The 19,131-nt window shown below is 74.6% G+C and carries 11 protein-coding genes; all 11 read right to left on the bottom strand.

The annotated features are described in order from the left end of the window. Window positions 1-4 precede the first annotated feature (4 nt). The 11 genes from ACGF3I_RS09455 to ACGF3I_RS09405 all read right to left on the bottom strand — a co-directional run bounded on the left by ACGF3I_RS09455 (window position 5) and on the right by ACGF3I_RS09405 (window position 19,060). Window positions 5-1,027: a TauD/TfdA family dioxygenase gene (locus ACGF3I_RS09455; protein ID WP_393130211.1), complete on the bottom strand. Its 1,023-nt coding sequence runs from the start codon at window positions 1,025-1,027 to the stop codon at window positions 5-7. Between the two features lie 69 nt (window positions 1,028-1,096). Continuing rightward, a complete protein-coding gene (locus tag ACGF3I_RS09450) occupies window positions 1,097-1,306 on the bottom strand; it encodes an MbtH family protein (RefSeq protein ID WP_393130037.1) in 210 nt (69 codons plus the stop codon). A gap of 135 nt (window positions 1,307-1,441) precedes the next feature. After that, window positions 1,442-2,293 carry a thioesterase II family protein gene (locus ACGF3I_RS09445; RefSeq protein WP_393130036.1) on the bottom strand — a complete coding sequence of 284 codons (852 nt, stop codon included), beginning with the start codon at window positions 2,291-2,293 and terminating at the stop codon, window positions 1,442-1,444. Next, on the bottom strand, window positions 2,290-4,098 hold the full coding sequence (locus ACGF3I_RS09440; RefSeq protein WP_393130035.1) for a non-ribosomal peptide synthetase: 1,809 nt from the start codon (window positions 4,096-4,098) through the stop codon (window positions 2,290-2,292). Before ACGF3I_RS09440 ends, ACGF3I_RS09445 begins: the two co-directional genes overlap by 4 nt. An 89-nt stretch (window positions 4,099-4,187) precedes the next feature. Next, entirely contained in the window at window positions 4,188-8,639 is a 4,452-nt protein-coding gene (locus ACGF3I_RS09435) for an amino acid adenylation domain-containing protein (protein ID WP_393130034.1), read from the bottom strand. 29 nt (window positions 8,640-8,668) lie between these two features. Beyond that, on the bottom strand, window positions 8,669-13,435 hold the full coding sequence (locus ACGF3I_RS09430; protein ID WP_393130033.1) for an amino acid adenylation domain-containing protein: 4,767 nt from the start codon (window positions 13,433-13,435) through the stop codon (window positions 8,669-8,671). Window positions 13,436-13,707: 272 nt separating this feature from the next. After that, window positions 13,708-14,964 (bottom strand): glutamate synthase-related protein, encoded by a 1,257-nt coding sequence (locus ACGF3I_RS09425; RefSeq protein ID WP_393130032.1) that lies wholly within the window; start codon window positions 14,962-14,964, stop codon window positions 13,708-13,710. Continuing rightward, window positions 14,961-15,953: an asparagine synthetase A gene (locus ACGF3I_RS09420; protein WP_393130031.1), complete on the bottom strand. Its 993-nt coding sequence runs from the start codon at window positions 15,951-15,953 to the stop codon at window positions 14,961-14,963. Before ACGF3I_RS09420 ends, ACGF3I_RS09425 begins: the two co-directional genes overlap by 4 nt. A 67-nt stretch (window positions 15,954-16,020) precedes the next feature. Then, complete coding sequence (locus ACGF3I_RS09415) at window positions 16,021-17,283, bottom strand: methylaspartate mutase (protein WP_393130030.1); 1,263 nt, start codon at window positions 17,281-17,283, stop codon at window positions 16,021-16,023. Continuing rightward, window positions 17,280-17,723 (bottom strand): cobalamin B12-binding domain-containing protein, encoded by a 444-nt coding sequence (locus ACGF3I_RS09410; protein ID WP_393130029.1) that lies wholly within the window; start codon window positions 17,721-17,723, stop codon window positions 17,280-17,282. Before ACGF3I_RS09410 ends, ACGF3I_RS09415 begins: the two co-directional genes overlap by 4 nt. A 26-nt stretch (window positions 17,724-17,749) precedes the next feature. Beyond that, window positions 17,750-19,060 (bottom strand): ATP-binding protein, encoded by a 1,311-nt coding sequence (locus ACGF3I_RS09405; protein ID WP_393130028.1) that lies wholly within the window; start codon window positions 19,058-19,060, stop codon window positions 17,750-17,752. Window positions 19,061-19,131 lie beyond the last annotated feature (71 nt).

The following is a 19,131-nucleotide window of genomic DNA, read 5'->3' as shown; positions in this document are numbered from 1 at the left end:
GGGGTCACACGGAGGGGGCGGCGGCCGGCAGCACGCCGGGCCGGCAGTCGAGGAGGTCAACGGGCTCGCCCATCGCCACGGCGATCTTGCGGTCGCCCGAGAAGGGGTCCCGCCCGTGCGAGGTGGAGATGTTGTCCACGAGCAGCAGGTCCCCCCGCTGCCACGGCTCCCGCACGGTCGCCGCCTCGTAGGCCCGGTGGATGCTCGCCACGTCGTCCTCGGTGAGCGGGATCCCGTCGCCGACGCCGGTGTTGAACGGCAGGCCGTCCGAACCGAACTCGTCGGTGAGGGCCTCGCGGATGACGGGGTCGAGCGACCACTCGTTCCAGAAGGCGAGATGGTTGAACCAGCTCTCCTCGCCGGTCTCCGGGTGCACGACGATGCCGGGACGCAGCTGGCGGGTGCGCAGCCGGCCGTCCTCCTGCCACTCGACGGCGATGTGGTTCTGCGCGCAGTACGCCGCGACCGCCTCGGGGTCCTCGGTGGCGAACGCCGTGCGCCAGTCGAGGGAGACGTACTCGGAGTAGTTGCGGGTCAGCGTCCACCCGGTGGCCCGGACCCGCTCGACGAGGTCGGCCGGCAGCTGGGCCAGCACCTTGCGGCAGTCCGCGACGGGCGTGGCGCCGCCCTCGGCGGGTGCGGTGAGGCAGGCGAACAGGAGCCTTCCGGGGAAGGTGAGGGTGTAGCTGTTCTCGTTGTGCATCCGGATCGACTGGTGCGCCGGAAGGTCCGTCGAGGAGGCCACGCCGTTGCCGAAGTCGCTGCGCGGGGTGGCCTTTTCGCGGTACGGGGTGGGGGTGGGGAGCAGGACGTCGCGGACCAGGGCGACGTCCTCGCTGGTGGCCACCGGCAGGCCGCGCAGGAACAGCGCGCCGTGCTCGGCGAGCGCCGACCGGAGCTGGCGGAGGTGGGCGCGCAGCCAGTCGGTGGCCGCGGCCATCGTGTCGATGCCGTCGATCCGGGTGAGGGCCGGGCGGCCCTCCGCGATCTCCCAGTGCGGTGCCTGTGTCGTGTCGGTGTGTGTCACGTGGTTCTGAGCCACGGGGGTCTGGGTCACGTCGGTCTGCGTCACGTCGGTCTCCGTCGGGTCCGTGCGTCAGCCGGCCAGTGCGGCGACGAGGCTCGCGGGGCGGATGTCGGTCCAGTTCTCCTCGATGTAGGTCAGGCAGGCCTGGCGGGTGTCCTCGCCGAAGACGACCGTCCAGCCGGCCGGTACGCCGATCCAGCTCGGCCACAGCGAGTGCTGGTTCTCCTCGTTGACCAGGACCCGGTAGGTGCCGTTCTCGTCCTCGAAGGGGTTCGACATGGGTGGTTCCTCCATGAGTGGGTGCGCGGTGCGCGGTGGGGTGAGGGCGGTGTGGGTGGGCGGCGTGGGCCGCGGGTGGCCGCGGGGTTCGCGGCGTTCGCTCCTGAGGGGGCGTGCCGTGCGGGCTCGTTCAAGCTATCGGCGTGAACTGCCGCCGCCCGGCAGGAATTCAGGCAGCTGAGGGGAAGTTCGGCGGGGCCGGACCGGCCGGGGCGGCAGCCACTGGTCCGCCGTGCCGGGCCGGGCCCGCTCCCGTCCGATGACTGAGGTCAGGACGTCGACGGGGCCGGGCTCCTCGACGGTCGCGAGCAGATGGCCGCCGCGCACCACCGTGAGGCCGAAGTCCCCGGTGGTGTGCCGCGACCAGCCCGCGAGGGCGCCGGCGTCGAGCATCGGGTCGGCGTCGCCGGCGAGCGCGTACAGGTCGCCGCGCAGAAGCGGGGCGCCACGGTGCCGGTAGGTGCCGAGCACGCCGAGGTCGGCGCGGATGGCGTGCAGTGCCATCTCCCTCAACTCCGGCGCTGATGCGATGAGTTCGCCCATCCCGGCGAGCCGCAGCAGGTCCTCGGCGTCGCGCCGGGGCGCCGTCGTGCCGCCCCACTCGTGCGGCGGGGAGGCCGAGGCGGCGATCACCGCGTCCGGGCGGTGGCCCGCGGGCAGGGCCCGGGCCACCTCGTAGGCCAGCAGGGAGCCGAAGCTCTGGCCGTAGAACCCGAACCGGCCGTGCAGGTGCGGTCCGAGGGCCTCGACGACGCTGCGGACCAGCTGGTCGAAGGTGGCCGGCATCGGGTGCCGTCCCCGCCCGCCGCGCGCGGGCATCCGCAGCGCCCACACCTCGGCGGCCGGAGCCAGCGCGTGGCCGAGCCGGGTGAAGGCGGTGGCGTCGCCGCCGGCGTGGGGGAAGCAGAACAGCCGGTAGGGGCGGTATTCCTGCGGGGCCGGCACGAAGAGCCAGTCGCCCTCGACGCGGGGGCGCGGGCCGTTCACCGGGCGCCTGCCCCGCTGCCGACGAGCGCGGGGCGGCGGGGCGCGTCCGCGCGCGTCGCCCGGCGGACCGTCTCCGTGAACTCGGCGAGGTCGCGGGCGTCGAGCAGGTGGCGCAACTGGAGCTCGATGCCGAGGCGGCGGCGCAGTACGTGGGTGACGCGCAGCGCGGCGAGCGAGTGGCCGCCGAGCGACAGGAAGTCGTCCTCGGGCCGGATGTCGTCGCGGTCGAGCACGGTGCGCCACACCTCGGCGACCTGCTCGGCAAGACCGGGCTCCGCCGAACCCGTCTCCGCCGAAACCGCAGCCGAACCCGCCTCCGTCGCCGCCGGCCGCAGGGCCGCCAGGGCCTCGTGGTCCACCTTGCCGTTGGGGGTCAGCGGCAGGGAGTCCAGGACGTGCACGACCGCCGGGACCATGTGGGCGGGCAGCACGGTGCGGGCGTGGGCGAGTACGGCCGCACCGTCCGGGGCGCCGGCGCCGGTCGTGGTGACGTAGCCGGCCAGCTGCTGGTCGCCGTGCTCGGTGTGCCGGACCGCGACGGCCGCGGTGGCGATCCCCGGGTGCGTGGTGAGGGCCGCCTCGATCTCGCCCGGCTCGACGCGGAAGCCGCGCAGCTTGAGCTGCCGGTCGGCCCGGCCGCCGAACCGCAGGGTGCCGTCCGTGCCGTACTGGGCGAGGTCGCCGGTGCGGTACAGGCGGGCGCCGGGTGTGAAGGGGGAGGCGACGAAGCGTTCGGCGGTCAGCCCCGGGCGGCGTACGTAGCCGTGGGCGAGGCCCGGTCCCTCCACGTACAGCTCGCCCGTGACACCGGCGGCGACCGGACGCAGCCCCTCGTCCAGGAGGTGCACGCCCACGCCCGGCAGCGGCGCCCCCAGGTGCGGGGTCGAGCCGGCGACGGGGGTGGCGGTGGAGTCGACCGTGCACTCGGTGGGCCCGTACAGGTTGAGGGCGTCGACGCCGCGCGCGCCGATCTCGTCCCAGACCCGGGCCGGCACCGGTTCGCCGCCCATGAACAGGCGCACCCGGCGGTCGCCGAACACCTCGCGCAGCAGCTCCCAGTGCGAGGGGGTCAGGTCGAGGTCGGTGACACCGTGCTCGTCGAGCAGCGCGACCAGGCGCGCCGGGTCGGTCCGGGTCGCCTCGTCGATCACCACCACGCCGTCACCGCGGCACACCCGGGCCCACTGCTGGACCGAGGCGTCGAAGGAGACGCTGGCGCTCCAGCCCACCACGGCGGGCTCGGCCCGGTACATCCCGAGCCCGGTGAGCCCGGCCAGCAGGGAAGCCACGCCGCCGCGGGTCGCCTCGACCCCCTTGGGGGTGCCGGTCGAGCCGGAGGTGTAGATGACGTACGCCGCATCGGCGGCGGTGACCTGGGCGTCGGGGGCGGCGGGTCCGGTCGCGTCCGGCGTGAGGGAGGGGACATGGGCGGGCAGCGGCGGCACCGCGTCCCGGCCCGACGTCAGGAGCAGGGCGATGCCCGCGTCCTCGGCCATGAAGGCGAGCCGCTCGGCGGGGTAGGCCGGATCGAGCGGGACGTAGGCGGCGCCGGTGCGCCACACGGCGAGCAGCGCGACCAGGAGGTCGCTCGTGCGGGGCAGGTGGACGCCGACCCGGTCACCGCGGCCGACGCCGTGGGCACGCAGCGCGCCGGCCAGGGCCTCGGTGCGCCGGGCCAGGGCGGCGAAGGTCAGCGTGCGGTCGGTGCCGCGGACGGCGATCCGGTCCGGGGCCGCCTCGGCGGCGGACAGGAAGCCGGCCAGCGGGTCGACGTGGGCGGCGGGGGCGGGAGCGGTGGAGGTCATGCGGGGTGTTCCTTCCGGAGAAAGGGGCAGGGGCAGAGAGGGGCGCAGGTCGGGGCCAAGGCCGTCGGTGCGGGGGTGGTCGGGGTGCGTCATACGGCGGCGTCCAGTTCGGCGAGGGCCGCCGCGTAGGCGTCCATGAAGGACTCGGCGATGTCGTCCGGCACCACGGACCGCTGGTGGTCCACGGCCAGCAGCACACGGTCGGAGACCGGGTCCTGGATGAGTGAGGCGCCGAAGGCGAAGCTGTTGGGCTCGTGCCGCATGGTCGGCTCGCAGCCGATCCGTCCGTCCACGATCCGCGCGTCGCTGAGCTGCCCGAGGGCGTGGAAGCGCAGGAACCCGAACTGGCTGTCCAGGCGCGGGCGTTGCATCAGCCGGGCCAGGCGCGCGACCGGCACCCGGCGGTGCGGCATCATCTCCAGCTCCTCGCGGTGCACCGCGCGCACCAGGGCCAGCGGATCGTCCTCGCGGGGCTCGGCCACCAGCGGCACGGTGTTGAGGAAGAGCCCGTACACCTCGGTGCCGCCCTGCCGTTCGAGGCGGCCGTTCATCGCGAGTCCGGTGGTGACACGGCGGTGGCCGGTGATCGACTGCAGGGCCCGCAGATGGGCGGCGAGCGCCACCGACTTGACCGGCACCGCGGTGGCGTCGGCCACCCTGCGCAGCTGTCCGGGGGCCTCGGGCAGCACCCGCTCGACGGTGCGCGCCAGTTCATGGGTGGCGCCCGCGCCCTCCCACAGCTCCGCGCTGACGCCGTCGAGCTTGGCCCGCCAGTACGCCAGCGAGTCGGGGTCCGCCGCCGCTTCCTGCTCGACGGTCACGAAGTCGCGGAACGTCGAACCGGGCGGCGCGGCCGGAGCCGCTTCCGGGTCCCTCGCCAACTCGCTGTGGCGTTCCAGGAGTTCGGTCATCAGCGAGGTGAAGCTCCAGCCGTCGAGGATCGCGTGGTGCTCGCAGATCGTGAGCTGGAAGGAGGCGTCGCCGAGCCGCTGCACGGTGATCCGGAACAGGGGCGGCGCCATCAGGTCGAAGGGCGCCGAGCGGTTCTGCTCGAAGACCGCCAGGATCCGCGCCTGCCGCTCCTGCTCGGACAGGCCGCGCAGGTCCTCGAAGACCACCGGGGGCGGCAGTTCACCGTGGACGAGCTGGAGCGGCTCGCGGTAGCCGGAGAGGTCGAGCCCGGTGCGCAGGACCGGATGGCGCCCCATCGCCTCGACCACGGACCGGCGGAAGGCGTCCTCGTCCAGCGGCCCGGAAATCTCGTAGCTGTTGACGTTGTGGTAGCTGTCGGTCCCGCCGGCGATCTCCATGTGGAAGACCATGCCGAGCTGCATGGAGACCATCGGGTAGGCGTCCACCACCGTGACCGGCAGCTCCGCCCGGGTCTCCGCGTCCACCAGCGCGAACGGCTCGGCCGCGGCGGCGTCCTGGGTCACGGGCCGGGCCAGCGGTGCGAGGGCGGCGATGGTCGGGGCGTTGAAGATGTCCCGCAGGGTCACCGCCCAGCCGCTCTCGTGCAGCCGGCCGGCCAGCTGCACGGCCCGGATCGAGTCGCCGCCCAGGTGGAAGAAGTCGTCCTCCACCCCGATGCCGGTGATCCCGAGCACCCCCGACCACACCTCGGCGAAGATCCGCTCCACCGGGGTGCGGGGCGCCGCATGCCCGGCGCCGGTGCGGGCGGCGGTGTGCGGGCCGGGGGCGGGCAGCGCCGTGCGGTCGACCTTGCCGTTGACGGTCAGCGGCAGCGTGTCGAGCAGGGTGACGCTCGCCGGAATCATGTACTCGGGGAGTGAGCGGCCGAGGAACTCCCGCATCCCGGACGGCTCCCGCCCGGTGACATAGGCCGCGAGGCGCTGGTCGTGGACGGTCACCACGGCGGCCTCCACGTCCGGATGCGCCGTCAACGCGTTCTCGATCTCGCCGAGTTCGATCCGGAAGCCGCGCAGCTTGACCTGGAAGTCGGCCCGTCCGACGTACTCCAGACCGCCGCCCGGCAGCCGCTTGGCCACGTCGCCGGTGCGGTAGAGCCGGGCGCCCGGGCTCGCCGCGTACGGGTCGGCGACGAAGCGGGTGGCGGTGAGCCCGGGGCGCGCCCAGTAGCCGTGGGCGAGACTGCCGCCGCCGATGTACAGCTCGCCGGGCACTCCCACCGGGCACGGCCGCAGCCAGTCGTCCAGGACGACCGCGCTCAGGTGCGGCATCGGGGTGCCGATCAGGCTGCGCTCGAAGCCCTCGGCCCCCTCGATGTCGTGGGTGGTGACGTGGACGGTGGTCTCGGTGATCCCGTACAGGTTGCACAGGCGGGCCGGGGGCCGCGGGCTCAGGGCGTACCAGCGGTCCACCACGGCCGGGTCGAGGGCCTCGCCGCCGAGCATGATCTGCCGCAGCGCCGGCAGCTCGCGGGGCCGGGTGCGCAGGGCGAGTTCGAGCTGGCGCAGCGCGGACGGGGTCAGACAGAGGAAAGAGACGCCCTCCTCGGCGAGGAGGTCCACGAACTCCTCCGGCGAACGACTGGTGACGTACGGGACGACGACCAGCCGGCCGCCGTGGTGCAGCGCGCCCCACAGCTCCCAGACCGTCCAGTCGAAGGCGTAGCTGTGGAAGAGCGTCCAGACCTCCTGGCCCTGGGCCGGGGTGAAGTCGAAGTGCTCGGCGCCGGCCGCCATCAGCCGGCTGACGTGCTCGTGGGCGACGGCCACGCCCTTGGGGCGGCCGGTGGACCCCGAGGTGAAGATGATGTACGCCGTGTCGCCGGGCCGCACCGTGACAACCGGGCGGGTGGCCGGCAGAACGGCCAGCAGCGGTGCCACGGCGGCCGGTTCGAGCAGGTGCCAGGGGCCCGCCGGCACCCGGTCGGGCCGGTCGCTGATCACGACGGCGACCCGGGTGTCGCCGAAGACCGTCGCCGCGCGGTCGGCGGGCGCGGTGAGGTCCACCGGGACGTAGGCCGCGCCCGTCTTGAGGACCGCGAGCACCGAGAGCGGGATGGCCTCGGTGCGGTCGAGCAGCAGGCCCACCCGGTCGCCGGGGCGTACACCGCGTGCGATGAGGGCGTGGGCCAGCTTGTTCGCCCGCTCGTCGAGCTCGCGATAGGTCAGCGAGGTGGCGCCGCAGGTGAGGGCGGGGGAGTCGGGGTGGGCGTCGACGGCGTCCTCGAACAGCCGGTGCAGGGTGCGTCCTTCGGGGATGCGCACCGGGGCGGCGGGCGTCTCGCGCGCACACGTCAGCTCCCGCACGGTCCGCCCGGGCGCGTCCAGCGCGCCCGCCAGCAGGGCCCGCCAGTCGTCGGCCATCCGGCGCACCGTCTCCGCGTCGAACAGGTCCGAGCGGAACTCCGCCTCGCCGCGCAGCTCGCCGTCGTCGTACAGCGACCAGGTGAGATCGAACTTGGTGGTGCCGTTGGACTGCGTGCGCCGCTCCGCGGTCGCCGGGCCGAACCGCAGCGGTGCGCGGTCCTCGGTGTGCGAGCCGAACACCACCTGCACGAGGGGCGCGTGCTGGACGGAGCGGTCGAGGCCCAGGTGGTCGACGATGGTGTCGAAGGGTGCGTCGAGATAGCCGTACGCGTCGAACGCAACGTCCTCGACGTGGTGCAGCAGCTCGCCGAAGGTCATGTCCGGGCGCAGCGCGATCCGCAGCGGCAGCAGGTTGACGAAGTAGCCGACCAGGTCTTCGAGTTCGGGCCGGTTGCGCGTGGTCACGGGCGTGCCGACGACCATGTCCTCGGCGCCGGTGTACTGGTTGAGGAGCGCGGCGAACGCGGCCAGCTGCACCATGAAGGGCGTGACCCCCTCCGCCTCGGCGAGCGCCCGCACCCGGGCCGCGGTGCCCGCCGGCAGGGCGAAACCGGTGGTGCGGCCGTGCGGGGTCGGGGTGTCGGGGCGCGGCCGGTCGGTGGGCAGTTCGAGCAGCCCGGGGGCGCCGGCCAGCCGGTCCTTCCAGTACGCGAGGTGCTCCTCGAAGGAACCGGCGGCCTCCTCGGCCGCGTAGTCGGCGTACTGCGTGCTCAACTCCGCCAGGCGCGGCGGGCGTTGTTCGGTCAGCGCGGTGTAGACCTCGGCGAACTCCGCCTCGAAGACGCCGGCCGACCAGCCGTCCCAGACGATGTGGTGCACGACCAGGACCAGTACGTCGCCCTCGCCCCGGCGCAGCAGCGAGGCGCGCAGCAGCGGCCCGGTGGCGAGGTCGAAGGGGGCGGCGGCCTCGGCCGCGGTCAGCTCCTCGGCCCGCCGCCGCTGTTCGGCCTCGGCGAGCCCCCGCAGGTCGGTCACGGCCAGCGGGATGTGCAGGCCCTCGTGGACCAGCTGGCAGGGGCCCTCGGGGCGCAGCGCGAAGGTGGTGCGCAGCGCCTCGTGGCGGGCGACGACCGTGTTGAGGGCGTGTTCGAGGAAGCCCGGGTCCATGGCGCCGCTGAAGGTGAAGATCCAGGGGATGTTGTAGGTCGCGCTCTCAGGGTTCCACTGGTCGAGGAACCACAGGCCGCGCTGGAGCCCCGAGACCGGGGCCGATCGGGTCGCGGCCGTGTCGGTGGCTGAACTCATCTGTGTCATGCCTTTCTGGGACGGGGCGGTCAGCGCTGCAGGAGCTGTTCGGCGATGGCGCTCGGCGTCTTGGCCCGGAACACCAGCTGGGGCGGCACCCGGGTGCCGGTCTCCCGGGTGAGGCGCATCGCGACGCGCACCGCGGAGAGGGAGTTGCCGCCGATCCGGAAGAAGTTGTCGTGGCGGTCCACCGCCTCCACCCCGACGACCTCGCTGATCGCCGCGATGACGAGCCGCTCCACGGCGCCCGTACGGCCGGTTTCCGGTGTGCCGGAGGGCGCCGGGGCCGGGGCCGCCGTCCGGGCGGGGGCGGGCAGCGCCCGCCGGTCGACCTTGCCGTTGCTGTTGAGCGGCAGGGCGTCCAGGACGTCGAGGGTCGAGGGGACCATGTGGGCGGGCAGCTGCTCGGCCAGACAGCCGAGGACGGCCTCGGTGTCGGTGGCCGCGCCGCTGGTGGTGATGTAGGCGGCGAGACGGCTGGTGCCCGTGGCGTCGTGGTGGACGGTGACGGCCGCCTCGCGGACGTCGGGGCGCCGGGTGAGCAGGTCCTCGATCTCGCCGGGCTCGACCCGGAAGCCCCGGATCTTGATCTGGTCGTCGGCCCGGCCGGTGATCTCCAGGAGGCCGTCCTCGCCGCGGTGCCCGAGGTCGCCGGTGCGGTAGAGGCGCCGGCCGTGGCCGTACGGGTCGGCGACGAAGCGGGTCGCGGTGAGGCCCGGCCGGCCCCAGTACCCGAGGGCGAGGCCGGCGCCGGTGGCGTACAGCTCGCCGGTCGCCCCCGGTGCCACCGGACGCAGCGCCGCGTCGAGGACCAGGATGCCCTTGCCGGCGAGCGGGCGGCCGATCGGGATGGAGGCGGCGGCCACGTCCTCGGGCCGCACCGTGTGACAGGTGGTCAGGCCGAGGCTCTCGACCGGGCCGTAGCCGTTGGCGACGCGCAGCCGGGGGAACAGGCCGAGCGCCTTGGCGACATGGGTCACCGACGCCCGCTCGCCGGCCGTGAACGCGGTGTGCACCCCGGCGTAGACGTCCGGGAACTCCTCCAGGAGGAAGTTGAACAGGCTTGCCGAGAGCTGGAGTTGGGTGACCCCGTGGCGCCGGGTCAGCTCGACGACCGCCTCCGGGTCCGGCCGCTGGCCCGGCTGGAGCACGCAGACGCCGCCGAACAGCAGCGCCCCGTACAGCTCCAGGGCGAAGGCGTCCCAGGACACGGGGGAGCACTGGAGCCACACCTCGCCGGGTCCGAAGCGCGCGTAGTCCTGGCCGAGGTAGGTGGCGGTCAGCGCGCGGTGCGGGACGGCAACGCCCTTGGGGCGGCCCGTCGATCCGGAGGTGAACATCACGCAGGCCAGGTCCTCGCCGGTGACCACAGCGCCCGGGGTGTGCTCGGGCGCTTCGGCGATCAGGCCGGCGCAGGCGTCCAGGTCGACGCGCTCGCCCGGCCAGTCGAAGGGCACCGGCTCCTCCCGGTGGGTGACCAGGAGGCGGGCCCCGCTGTCGGCGGCCGCCGCGGCGAGCCGGGCCGGCGGGAACTCGGGGTCGAGCAGGGTGTAGCCGGCGCCGGTCTTCAGGGCCGCGAGCAGCGCGACGACTAGGTCGAAGCCGCGCTCGACCAGGATCGCCACGACCGAGCCGCGGCCCGCGCCCCGCCCGGCCAGGTGGTGGGCGAGCCGGTTGGCGCGGCGCTCCAGCTCGCCGTAGCTGAGCGCGTCGTCCCCGGCGATCAGTGCCGTGGCATCGGGGGTGCGGGCGGCGACCGTCTCGAACAGCTCGTGCGCCGGGGCCGCGACGGCCGCGGCGAGGGTGCCGAGCCAGGCGTCGCAGAGCGCCTCGATGGTGGCCGGCTCGAACAGGTCGCTGTCGTACTCGAAGCGTCCGCTGTAGCCCGTGCCGCGGGCCTCGACCGAGATGGACAGGTCGAAGCGGGAGACGCCGTGCATGTGCAGCTCCCGGGTGACGGGCACCCCGTCCACGAGCAGCGGGCGCTCGTCCGCGCCGTGCATCTCCAGGACCACCTGGCACAGCGGGTTGCGGTCCGGCGGCGGGTCGGTGACCGCCCGGTCGACGATCGCGTCGAAGGGGGCCTCCTGATGGCGGTAGGCGCCCCTGGCCACGTCACGGGCCTGGCGCACCAGGTCGGTGAAGGCGGTGTCGGGGCCGACGCGCAGCCGCAGCGGCAGCAGATTCACGAAGTAGCCGATCAGGTCCCGCAGTTCGGCCCGGCCGCGGACGTTCACCGGGGAGCCGATCACCAGGTCCGGCTCGCCCGAGCGGCGGTGCAGGGTCATCGCGAGGGCGGCGAGCAGCACCATGTACGGGGTGGCGTCCTCGCCGCGCGCCAGGTCGCGCACGGCCCGGGCCACCGGCTCCGGCACGGTGAAGCGGTGGTGCGCGCCGCGGAACGCCTGGAACTCGGGGCGCGGACGGTCGGTGGGCAGCGCCTCGCTCTGCGGCACGTCCGCCAACTGGCGCTCCCAGTAGTCGAGTTGGGCGTCCACCGCACGGGTCGCCTCCGGGTGGTACTGCCCGGCGGCGTAGTCCGCGTACTGGGTCGTCGGCTCGGGCAGCCGGTGCGGGCGCCCGGCGCGCAGCGCCTCGTAGGCCTCCTTGAGTTCGCGCTCCAGGACGGGCAGCGAGCCCTCGTCCCACACGATGTGGTGCAGGACCAGGACGAGCGTCGTGCGCCCGCCCGGGGAGCGCAGCACCCGGGCGCGCAGCAGCGGGCCGTTCTCCAGGTCGAGGGGGAGCCGGGCGGTCGCGGTGATCAGCGCCTCCAGCTCGCCGTCCGCGGCGTCGGTGACGGTGAACGGCACGTCGACGCCGGACCGGACCTCCTGCCGGGGTCCCTCGTCGCCGAGGACGAAGACCGTGCGCAGGCTCTCGTGGCGCGCCACGACCGTGTGCAGAGCGGTGCGCAGCAGTTCGGCGTCCACCGCGCCGTCGAAGCGGAACACCCAGGGCACGTTGTACGTGGCCGAGCCCGGGTCCCACTGGTCGAGGAACCACAGGCCGCGCTGGAGGGGAGCCAGCGGGGCCCGGGTGCGCCCGGAGCGGCCGAGGTGCGGGCGTCCGTCGCCGCGCGCACCGCCCACCTCCTCGGCGAACTCCGCGAGCGTGGGCGCGTCGAAGACCGCGTACGGGGAGACCTGGCCGAACGCGTCGGCGATCCGGCCCACCATCCGCACCGCGGTCAGCGAATCCCCGCCGAGCCGGAAGAAGTTGTCGTGCGCTCCCACCCGGGGCGCGCCCAGGACCTCGCACCAGACGGCGGCCAGCACGCGTTCGGCCTCGGTGCGCGGGGCCACGAACGTCTCGTCCGCGTCCGCCGCGCTCCCGGCGGGCGCCGGCAGCGCCGCCCGGTCCACCTTGCCGTTCACGGTCAGCGGGAAGGAGTCGAGGACGACCAGGGCCGCGGGGACCATGTGCTCGGGCAGCCGCGCGGCGAGGAAGGCGCGCAGCTCCTCGGGCCCGGGAGCGCTCGCGCCGGCCGTGGTGAGGTGGGCGGTGAGGCGCCCGGCGGGGGCGGTGACGACACAGGCGGACACCGCGGGGTGGGCGGCCAGGGCCTCCTCGATCTCGCCCGGTTCGACCCGGAAGCCGCGCACCTTCAGCTGGTGGTCGGCGCGGCCGAGGAAGACCAGCGCGCCGTCCCGCTCGTCGCGCCGCACCAGGTCGCCGGTGCGGTACATCCGGGCCCCGGGCGCGTCTGTGAACGGGTCGGCGAGGAAGCGTCCGGCGGTCTGTGCGGGCCGGCCCCAGTAGCCCGAGGCGAGCAGCGGTCCGCCGACGTAGAGCTCGCCGGCCGTGCCGGGGGCGACCGGGCGCAGCCGGTCGTCCAGGACGTACAGGGTGCGCTCGCCGAGGGCGCCGCCGATGGGCACCAGGGTGTCGTCGGCGGTGAGTTCGCGGACGGTGGAGGTGATCACCGTCTCGGTGGGGCCGTAGGCGTTGAGCAGCGCCACTCCGGTCGTCCCGATCCAGGCGGCCACCGCCTCCGGGTAGAGCCGGTCGCTGCCCGAGATCATCAGGCGCAGGGCCGGGGGGACCCGGGCGCCGGAGCGCACGGCCGCGGCGATCTCCTGGAAATATCCGGCCGACAGGTTCGCGACCGTCACGCCCTCATCGGCGAGCAGGTCGAGCAGCTCGCCCGGGGCGAGCAGCGCCCGGTCGGGGAGCACCAGGCGGGCGCCGGCGGTCAGCGCGGTGAGCACCTGTTCGATGGCCACGTCCACGGTGGGCCGGGCCAGGTGCAGCACGGTGTCGTCGGCCGTCGTCCCGAAGCGCAGGACGGCGGCCTCGATGTGAGCGGCCAGCTCGCGCACCGAGACGTGAACTCCCTTGGGGAGTCCGGTGGTTCCGGAGGTGTAGATGATGTAGCCGCCGCCGGCGCGGGCCTCGGCCCCGGTACCGGAGTCGGCCCCGGCCCCGGTGGGCGCCGGGGTGCCCGGGGTGGTGCCGTCGTCGGCGCCGCCGCCGACGAGTTCGCCGTCGGTGAGGAACGCGGTCGCCCCGGCGTCGCGGGTGATGAACGCGTTGCGTTCCGCCGGCGCCTGGGCGTCCAGCGGGAGGTAGACCCCGCCGGCCCGCAGCACCGCGAGCAGCGCCACCACGTAGTCGGCGTGGTGCGCCGAGCAGACCGCGACGACCTGCCCCGGCACGATGCGCTGCGCCAATTCGCGGCTGGCCGCGTCCAGTTCGGTGTAGGTGAGGGTCCTGCCCGCCCCGTGCACCGCGGGGCTCGAGGGGCGGTGGCGCACCGCCGACTCGAAGGCGTCTGTGATTCCGTCTGAAGACATGGTTCAACCCCGCTGGATGAAGGAGTCAGGGAACTGGCAAGGAGAGGAGGATGGCCCCAATACGACTGACACTAGGGCGAGTTCGACATTTCGGCCGGAAGAAGGAGCGGCAGAAGAGCGGCAGTGTGCGGCCGGCTGCCCGGCTGCCCGGCTGCCCGGCTGCCCGGCGGCTCGGCCGCCCGGCTTCCCGGCGACTCGGCGATTCGGCGACTCGGCCGCCCGGCCGATCAGCCGGGCCGATGAGCCGGGCCCGAGGGCTGGGGCGAAGGCGGTCAGTCGCCCGGTGCCCAGACGTCGTCCGGGGTGAGTGCGGAGGCGGAGTACTTGCCCAACGCGCTGACGAGCAGCCGCAGTTCGGTGGCCAGGCACTCCGTGAAGCGGATCAGCCCCCGGTCCGGGTCCTCCGCCACGGCGAGCAGCGCCGCGCGTCCGAGGCCCACCGCGCGGGCGCCGAGCGCGAGGCTCTTGGCGGCCCGGCAGCCCTCCCACATCCGACCCGACACCAGCAGGTTCGGGAGCGGGTCGGCCGCGAGCCGGCGCAGCGCGGCGCCGAGCGGCAGGCCGACCTGCGCAGTGAACGCGAGCGGCGCCCAGCCGGTGCCGCCCTCGGCGCCGTCCACGGTGACCGCGTCGGCGCCGGCGTCCGCGGCGACCCGGGCCGCCTCGGCCACGTCCCGCCCGGGATGCAGCTTCACCCAGACACGGGCGCGCGGAAAGTTGTTGCGCATCAGCCGGATCTGCTGGCGCAGGATCTCCGCGGTGAAGGTGCCGGGGCTGCTGGAGCGCAGGACGTGCCCCTCGCCGAGCAGGCCGCCGTCGAGCCCGAAGCCGCCGCCGAGGCGTGCGGCGTCCGCCGCGTCCAGGACGGTCATGCCACCGAGCCCCGGCTTGGCGCCCTGCCCGGTCTTCAGCTCGAAGGCGAGCCGTCCCGAGTCGAGCAGCGGGCGGGCCGCGGGGTCGCTGTAGACGAGGTTCCACACCTCCGCGTCGGCGTCCTCGGTGCTCTGCTGCACCGCGACTCCGCCCACACCGTCGGGCAGTTCGCCGGTGTAGGCGCGCAGCCGTCCGAGCAGGGAGCGCGAGGCGTCCTCGCCGGAACGGCCGTACCCGGCGACCGGAACCACGTTCTCGCCGATGACCATCGGCAGACCGAGCGCACCGGCCTGACGGCTCAGCGCCAGACCCGGGTCGCCGCCCGCGGCTCGGGTGGAGCCGAGGGCGGACACGTACACCGGCAGCGGGGCCGTGAAACCGCCGATCCCGGTGGTGAGGTCGACATCGCCGTACATCGGCTCGCGGCCCAGCTCGATGAGCTTGGCCAGCCGCCCCTCCATGAAGACCGGCGGCACCAGGCGCATCGCGTCCAGTTCGTCGCCCGGCGCCTGCGCGACCGCGCCGAACAGCACCCGCCCGTACGACGCGGCCGGCGGGAAGGCGGCCGCGGCCCCGGTCCTGGCCCGGCGGCGCACCTCCTGTTCGGGAAAGCCCGGGGCGGCCACCGCCGGCGGGGCCTGCACCTGCGCGGTCACGGGGAGACCACCCCGGGAAGCTTGGGGAAGGCACTGGCCTGCCAGGCCGCCTCGCGGCCCGCGACGTACCGGGTCAGCCGCTCGACGCCGACACCGAAGCCCGTGCTCGCGGGCACGCCCTCGCGCACCAGGTCGAGGTACCAGCGGTACTTGTCCGGGTTCTCGCCGGTCTCGCGGATGCGGGTGACGATGGCGGCGTAGTCGTTGGTCCGCTCGCTGCCGCTGCACAGCTCGCCGTAACCCTCCGGCGCGATCAGGTCGAAGTTGCGCAGCACCCCCGGCTCGGTGCGCGACTCGCGGTCGTAGAAGCCGCGGGAACCCTTGGGGTAGTCGGTCACGAAGAACGGGCGGCTCGCCTTGTCCGACAGCAGTGCCTCGCCCGCCCAGTCGATCTCGGCGTCCGGGTTCTGGTCGTGCCCCGAGGCCCGCAGGGCGGCGACCGCCTCCGTGTGCGTGGTGCGGCCGAAGCCGCCGCGCAGCAGATCGGCGAACGCGTCCACGTCCCGGCCGAGCCGGGCGAAGTCGTCCGGCAGGGCCGCGGTGGTGCGGCCCACCATGTGCACGAGGAGTTCCTCCAGGAGGTCGAGCACCTGCTCCCGCCCCGCTCCCGCGACCTCCACGTCCAGCTGGTGGAACTCGGCGAGGTGGCGGTGGGTGTCGGTCGTCTCCAGCGGTTCGAGACGGACGTTGGGCGCGATGCAGAAGATCTTGTCGAAGGCGAGCAGCGAGGCCTGCTTGTACAGGATGGCGCTGGTCATCAGCTTGTAGCGGTGGCCGTAGAAGTCGACGTCGACCTGCTTGGCACCGCGCGAGCCGGGGTCGGTGACCGGGCCGATCACCGGCGGGAGCAGCTCGGTGAACCCGGCGTCGGTCAGGAACTCCCGTGCGGCGGACAGCAGTTGGGTCTGGATCCGCAGGGTGCTGCGGGTCGCGGGCGAGGTGAGGTGGGCCCGGGGGTCGGGCAGGGGCGAGCGGTGGTCTTCGGGCATGGTCGGTCTCCGGTCGTCGGGTTCGCTGATGAGGTGCGGCCGGCCGGGTGCGCCGGCCGGGAGGGGGTCACACGGCGCTGAAGGCCCGCTGGTCGAACGTGCGCTGGACGTGCGAGAGGGCGCCGAGAAGGTCGGCGGAGCCGAGGATCGCCCGTCGGCCCCTGACCGGGCGGCCCGGCAGCGCGAGCGCCCCCGTCTCGGCCCACTCCAGACGTCCGTCGGGCGCGAGCACACTGCGCGCCCGGCCCGCGTTGTCGGGGTGCAGGCAGTACGGCACGTCGAGATAGCCCCGGGCGAAGGCGATCACCAGGGCCCGGCCGATGTCGTGGTCGAGACCGAGGACGGCCTCGACCAGCGCGCGCGCCTCCGCGTGGATCTCGGTGTCGGGCGCCGGCCGGGTGCGCGGCGGCGTCGCGGCGGCGGTGGCGGCGGCCGTCTCCAGGGCGCTGACGTTCTCCTCGACGGTCGGGATGCGGTGGGCCTCGGCCGTCGTCTTCACCACCAGCCGGGCCGCCCCGGTGCGCACCGCGAGCCGTGCCGCCTCGTCCAGGAGCAGCTGGGCCCCGCCGGGCGAGAGCGGGTACAGGCCCATGTAGGCGTACAGCACCACATGCCACTCCACGTCCGGCAGGAGTTCGGCCGCGAGCGCGGTCAGCGCGCCGACGGCCTCCTCGTCCTGGTGGGCGTTGGTCTGCTGGGCGTAACTGAGCGAGATGCTGCGCAGGCCGTGCCGGCGGAAGAAGAGCGCCTCCAGGACGCTGAGGGCCACCAGCAGCGACGGCGGGCAGAGCTGGCCCATCATGCAGCCGCCGAACGTCTCCAGATGCGGCTCCACGCCGTCCCGCCGCGCCCCGCCCAGCAGGGCGCAGCACCGCTCCCAGTCGGCGACCGCGGTGGCCAGCGGGACGCGGCTGTAGGGCAGGCAGTACGAGACGGGCCCGCCCTCGGTCGCGTGCAGTCCGACGGACAGCAGCGCGGCGAAGACCGGACCCGGCCGGGCCGAACCGTGGCGGACCTGGACCGGGAAGTCCGGTCCGCGGATCCCGTCCAGCACGGCGCGGGTGGTGCGGGGCGGGTGGGTGGCGAGGGGGTAGCCGTTGAGCGCGGTGCCGGACTCCACGGCCCGCCGGGCCGCGTCGAGTTCGCCGGTCCTCGTGTAGCTGTCCACGGTGATGGTGCCGACCGTGGTGGCCGCCGCGTGCCGGGTGGCGTGCAGTCCCGCCCGCATCCGGTCCGGGCGGCTCATGCCCATCCTCGGCTGGACGACCAGGGCGCCTTCGGCCCGCGCCTTCGCCACGAAGCCGCCGAACGACGCGGCGGGCGCCGTCATGCCGCCACCGCGCTGGTGCGCTCGGCCAGATAGGCCCTAAACCGCTCGATCGCGCCCATCCCGGTGAAGACCTCGTCGAAGCCGGCCTCCCGCAGCGCCCGGCCCGCCTGCGCGTCGGCCTCGTCGCTGATGCCGAGCTTGCCGCCGATCACCGTAGGCGTGGCGGCGAGTTCGGGGACCGCGCGCAGCCGGTCGATCACCCGCTGCCCGTCGAGCCGGCCGTGCCCGTTCACGCTGCTGAGCACGATCAGGTCCGGTCTCGCACGTCGGCAGTGGTCGACGATCAGATCGTCGGGGACACAGGCTCCCAGGTTGGTGACCCGGTGGCCGAGCTCTTCCAGGAGCAGCTGGAGGAACACCAGGTTCCAGGTGTGCGCGTCCGACGCCATGGTCGACACGACGATGTCCAGGCCTTCGGGTGCGGCGGCAGTGAGCGTCACGGTGAGTCCTCGTCAGATGGGGGTGGTCAGGAAGCCAGGGCTGCTGCGAACGGCGGTCGCGGGGCGGGCCCGTCGGCCGCCGGGGCGGGCGCGAGGGCTCCGGCCCGCTCCCGGCACAGGGCGCGGGAGAGGTTCAGCACGGCGAAGCGGGCGCCGTCCCTGGCCGGGACGAGCCGGACCAGGCCGCGCAGCAGCAACTCGTGCACCGTCAGCAGGAATTCGGGGGCCGAACGCCCGCTGACCGCCGCCGCTTCGTCCACCGACCAGTCGCGCGGGGCCGCGGCGAGCAGCGTCAGCACCTCCCGCTGCCGCTCGCTCAGCAGACGGTGCGCCTCGTCCAGGGCGGCGCGCAGATCGCCGCGCTCGCACAGCGTCACCGGCGGTGCGGGCAGGCTGAAGGGGGTGGCGGCGAGCCGCGCGAGCAGCGAGGCCGGCGACTCCAGGAGGGTCCAGCCCGCCGCATACTCCAACGCGCGCGGCAGCCCGTCGAGATACCGGCAGAGCTCGGCGATCTCCGGCCGGTCGGCGGGGTCGAGCTCCAGATCGGGACGCAGCCGCCGCATATGGGCCAGGAGCAGGCGCACGGCGGCGCTCTCCATGGCGGCGCCGGGATCGGTGCCCGGCCCGGGCACGGCCAGCGGCGGCAGCGGAACCACCCGCTCGCCGTCCAGGCCCAGCGGCGCCCGCGAGGTGATCAGCACCCTCAACTCCGGGCACCGCCCAAAGAGTTCGTCGAGGACGGCGGGGCCGACGGCCTCGTCGGCCCCGTCCAGGACCAGGAGCGTGGGCCGGTCCCCGATCAGGCCGGCGAGCTCCTCGAACCCGGCGTCCGGGCCTCGGGTGCCGGCCGGCCGCGCGGGACGGGGCGGCTGTGCCACCCGACCGCAGTCGACCCAGCGCACCGGCCAGCCGGCCGACTGGTGCGTGCGCCAGGCCACGTCGAGCGCGAGGCGGGACTTGCCGACGCCGCCGAGGCCGACCAGGGACAGCAGGCGGTCGCCGTGCGCGGTCAGGGACTGGGTGAGCGACTCGGCCTCCCGCTCCCGCCCGATGATCGCCCCCCGCGGGGCCGGCGGCGCCACCGTCTCCTCGACGGGGGCCCGCCGGCGCGCGGTGTCCTCGAAGACGGAGCGCGTACGCCCCCGCAGCCCGAGGGCGTCCGCCACCAGGCGCACGGTCTCCTGGCGCGGGCGCTGCACCCGGCCCGCCTCCATGTCGCGCAGGGCCCGCACGCTGAGCGACGCGTGGTCGGCCAGGCACTGCTGGGTCAGGCCCGCCCGTTCGCGCTGGAACCTGAGCAGCTCACCGAAACTGGATGCCGGCGGTATGCCGTCCATGCCGATCCTCCCCGGTCGCATTCGTCGATGACGTACGACGTGAGCCGTTTCCGGCCGCCGCACGGCAGCGA

Origin of the sequence: Streptomyces sp. NPDC048111 (assembly GCF_043202815.1) — a bacterium.
GTDB lineage: Bacteria > Actinomycetota > Actinomycetes > Streptomycetales > Streptomycetaceae > Streptomyces.
This window is presented reverse-complemented; position numbering and strand designations above follow the sequence as displayed.

Coding starts and splice junctions, on each gene's coding strand:
- ACGF3I_RS09440 (WP_393130035.1), bottom strand. CDS start 4,098: ATGACCTCCACCGCTCCCGCCCCCGCCGCCCACGTCGACCCGCTGGCC.
- ACGF3I_RS09420 (WP_393130031.1), bottom strand. CDS start 15,953: ATGCCCGAAGACCACCGCTCGCCCCTGCCCGACCCCCGGGCCCACCTC.
- ACGF3I_RS09430 (WP_393130033.1), bottom strand. CDS start 13,435: ATGTCTTCAGACGGAATCACAGACGCCTTCGAGTCGGCGGTGCGCCAC.
- ACGF3I_RS09415 (WP_393130030.1), bottom strand. CDS start 17,283: ATGACGGCGCCCGCCGCGTCGTTCGGCGGCTTCGTGGCGAAGGCGCGG.
- ACGF3I_RS09435 (WP_393130034.1), bottom strand. CDS start 8,639: ATGAGTTCAGCCACCGACACGGCCGCGACCCGATCGGCCCCGGTCTCG.
- ACGF3I_RS09450 (WP_393130037.1), bottom strand. CDS start 1,306: ATGTCGAACCCCTTCGAGGACGAGAACGGCACCTACCGGGTCCTGGTC.
- ACGF3I_RS09405 (WP_393130028.1), bottom strand. CDS start 19,060: ATGGACGGCATACCGCCGGCATCCAGTTTCGGTGAGCTGCTCAGGTTC.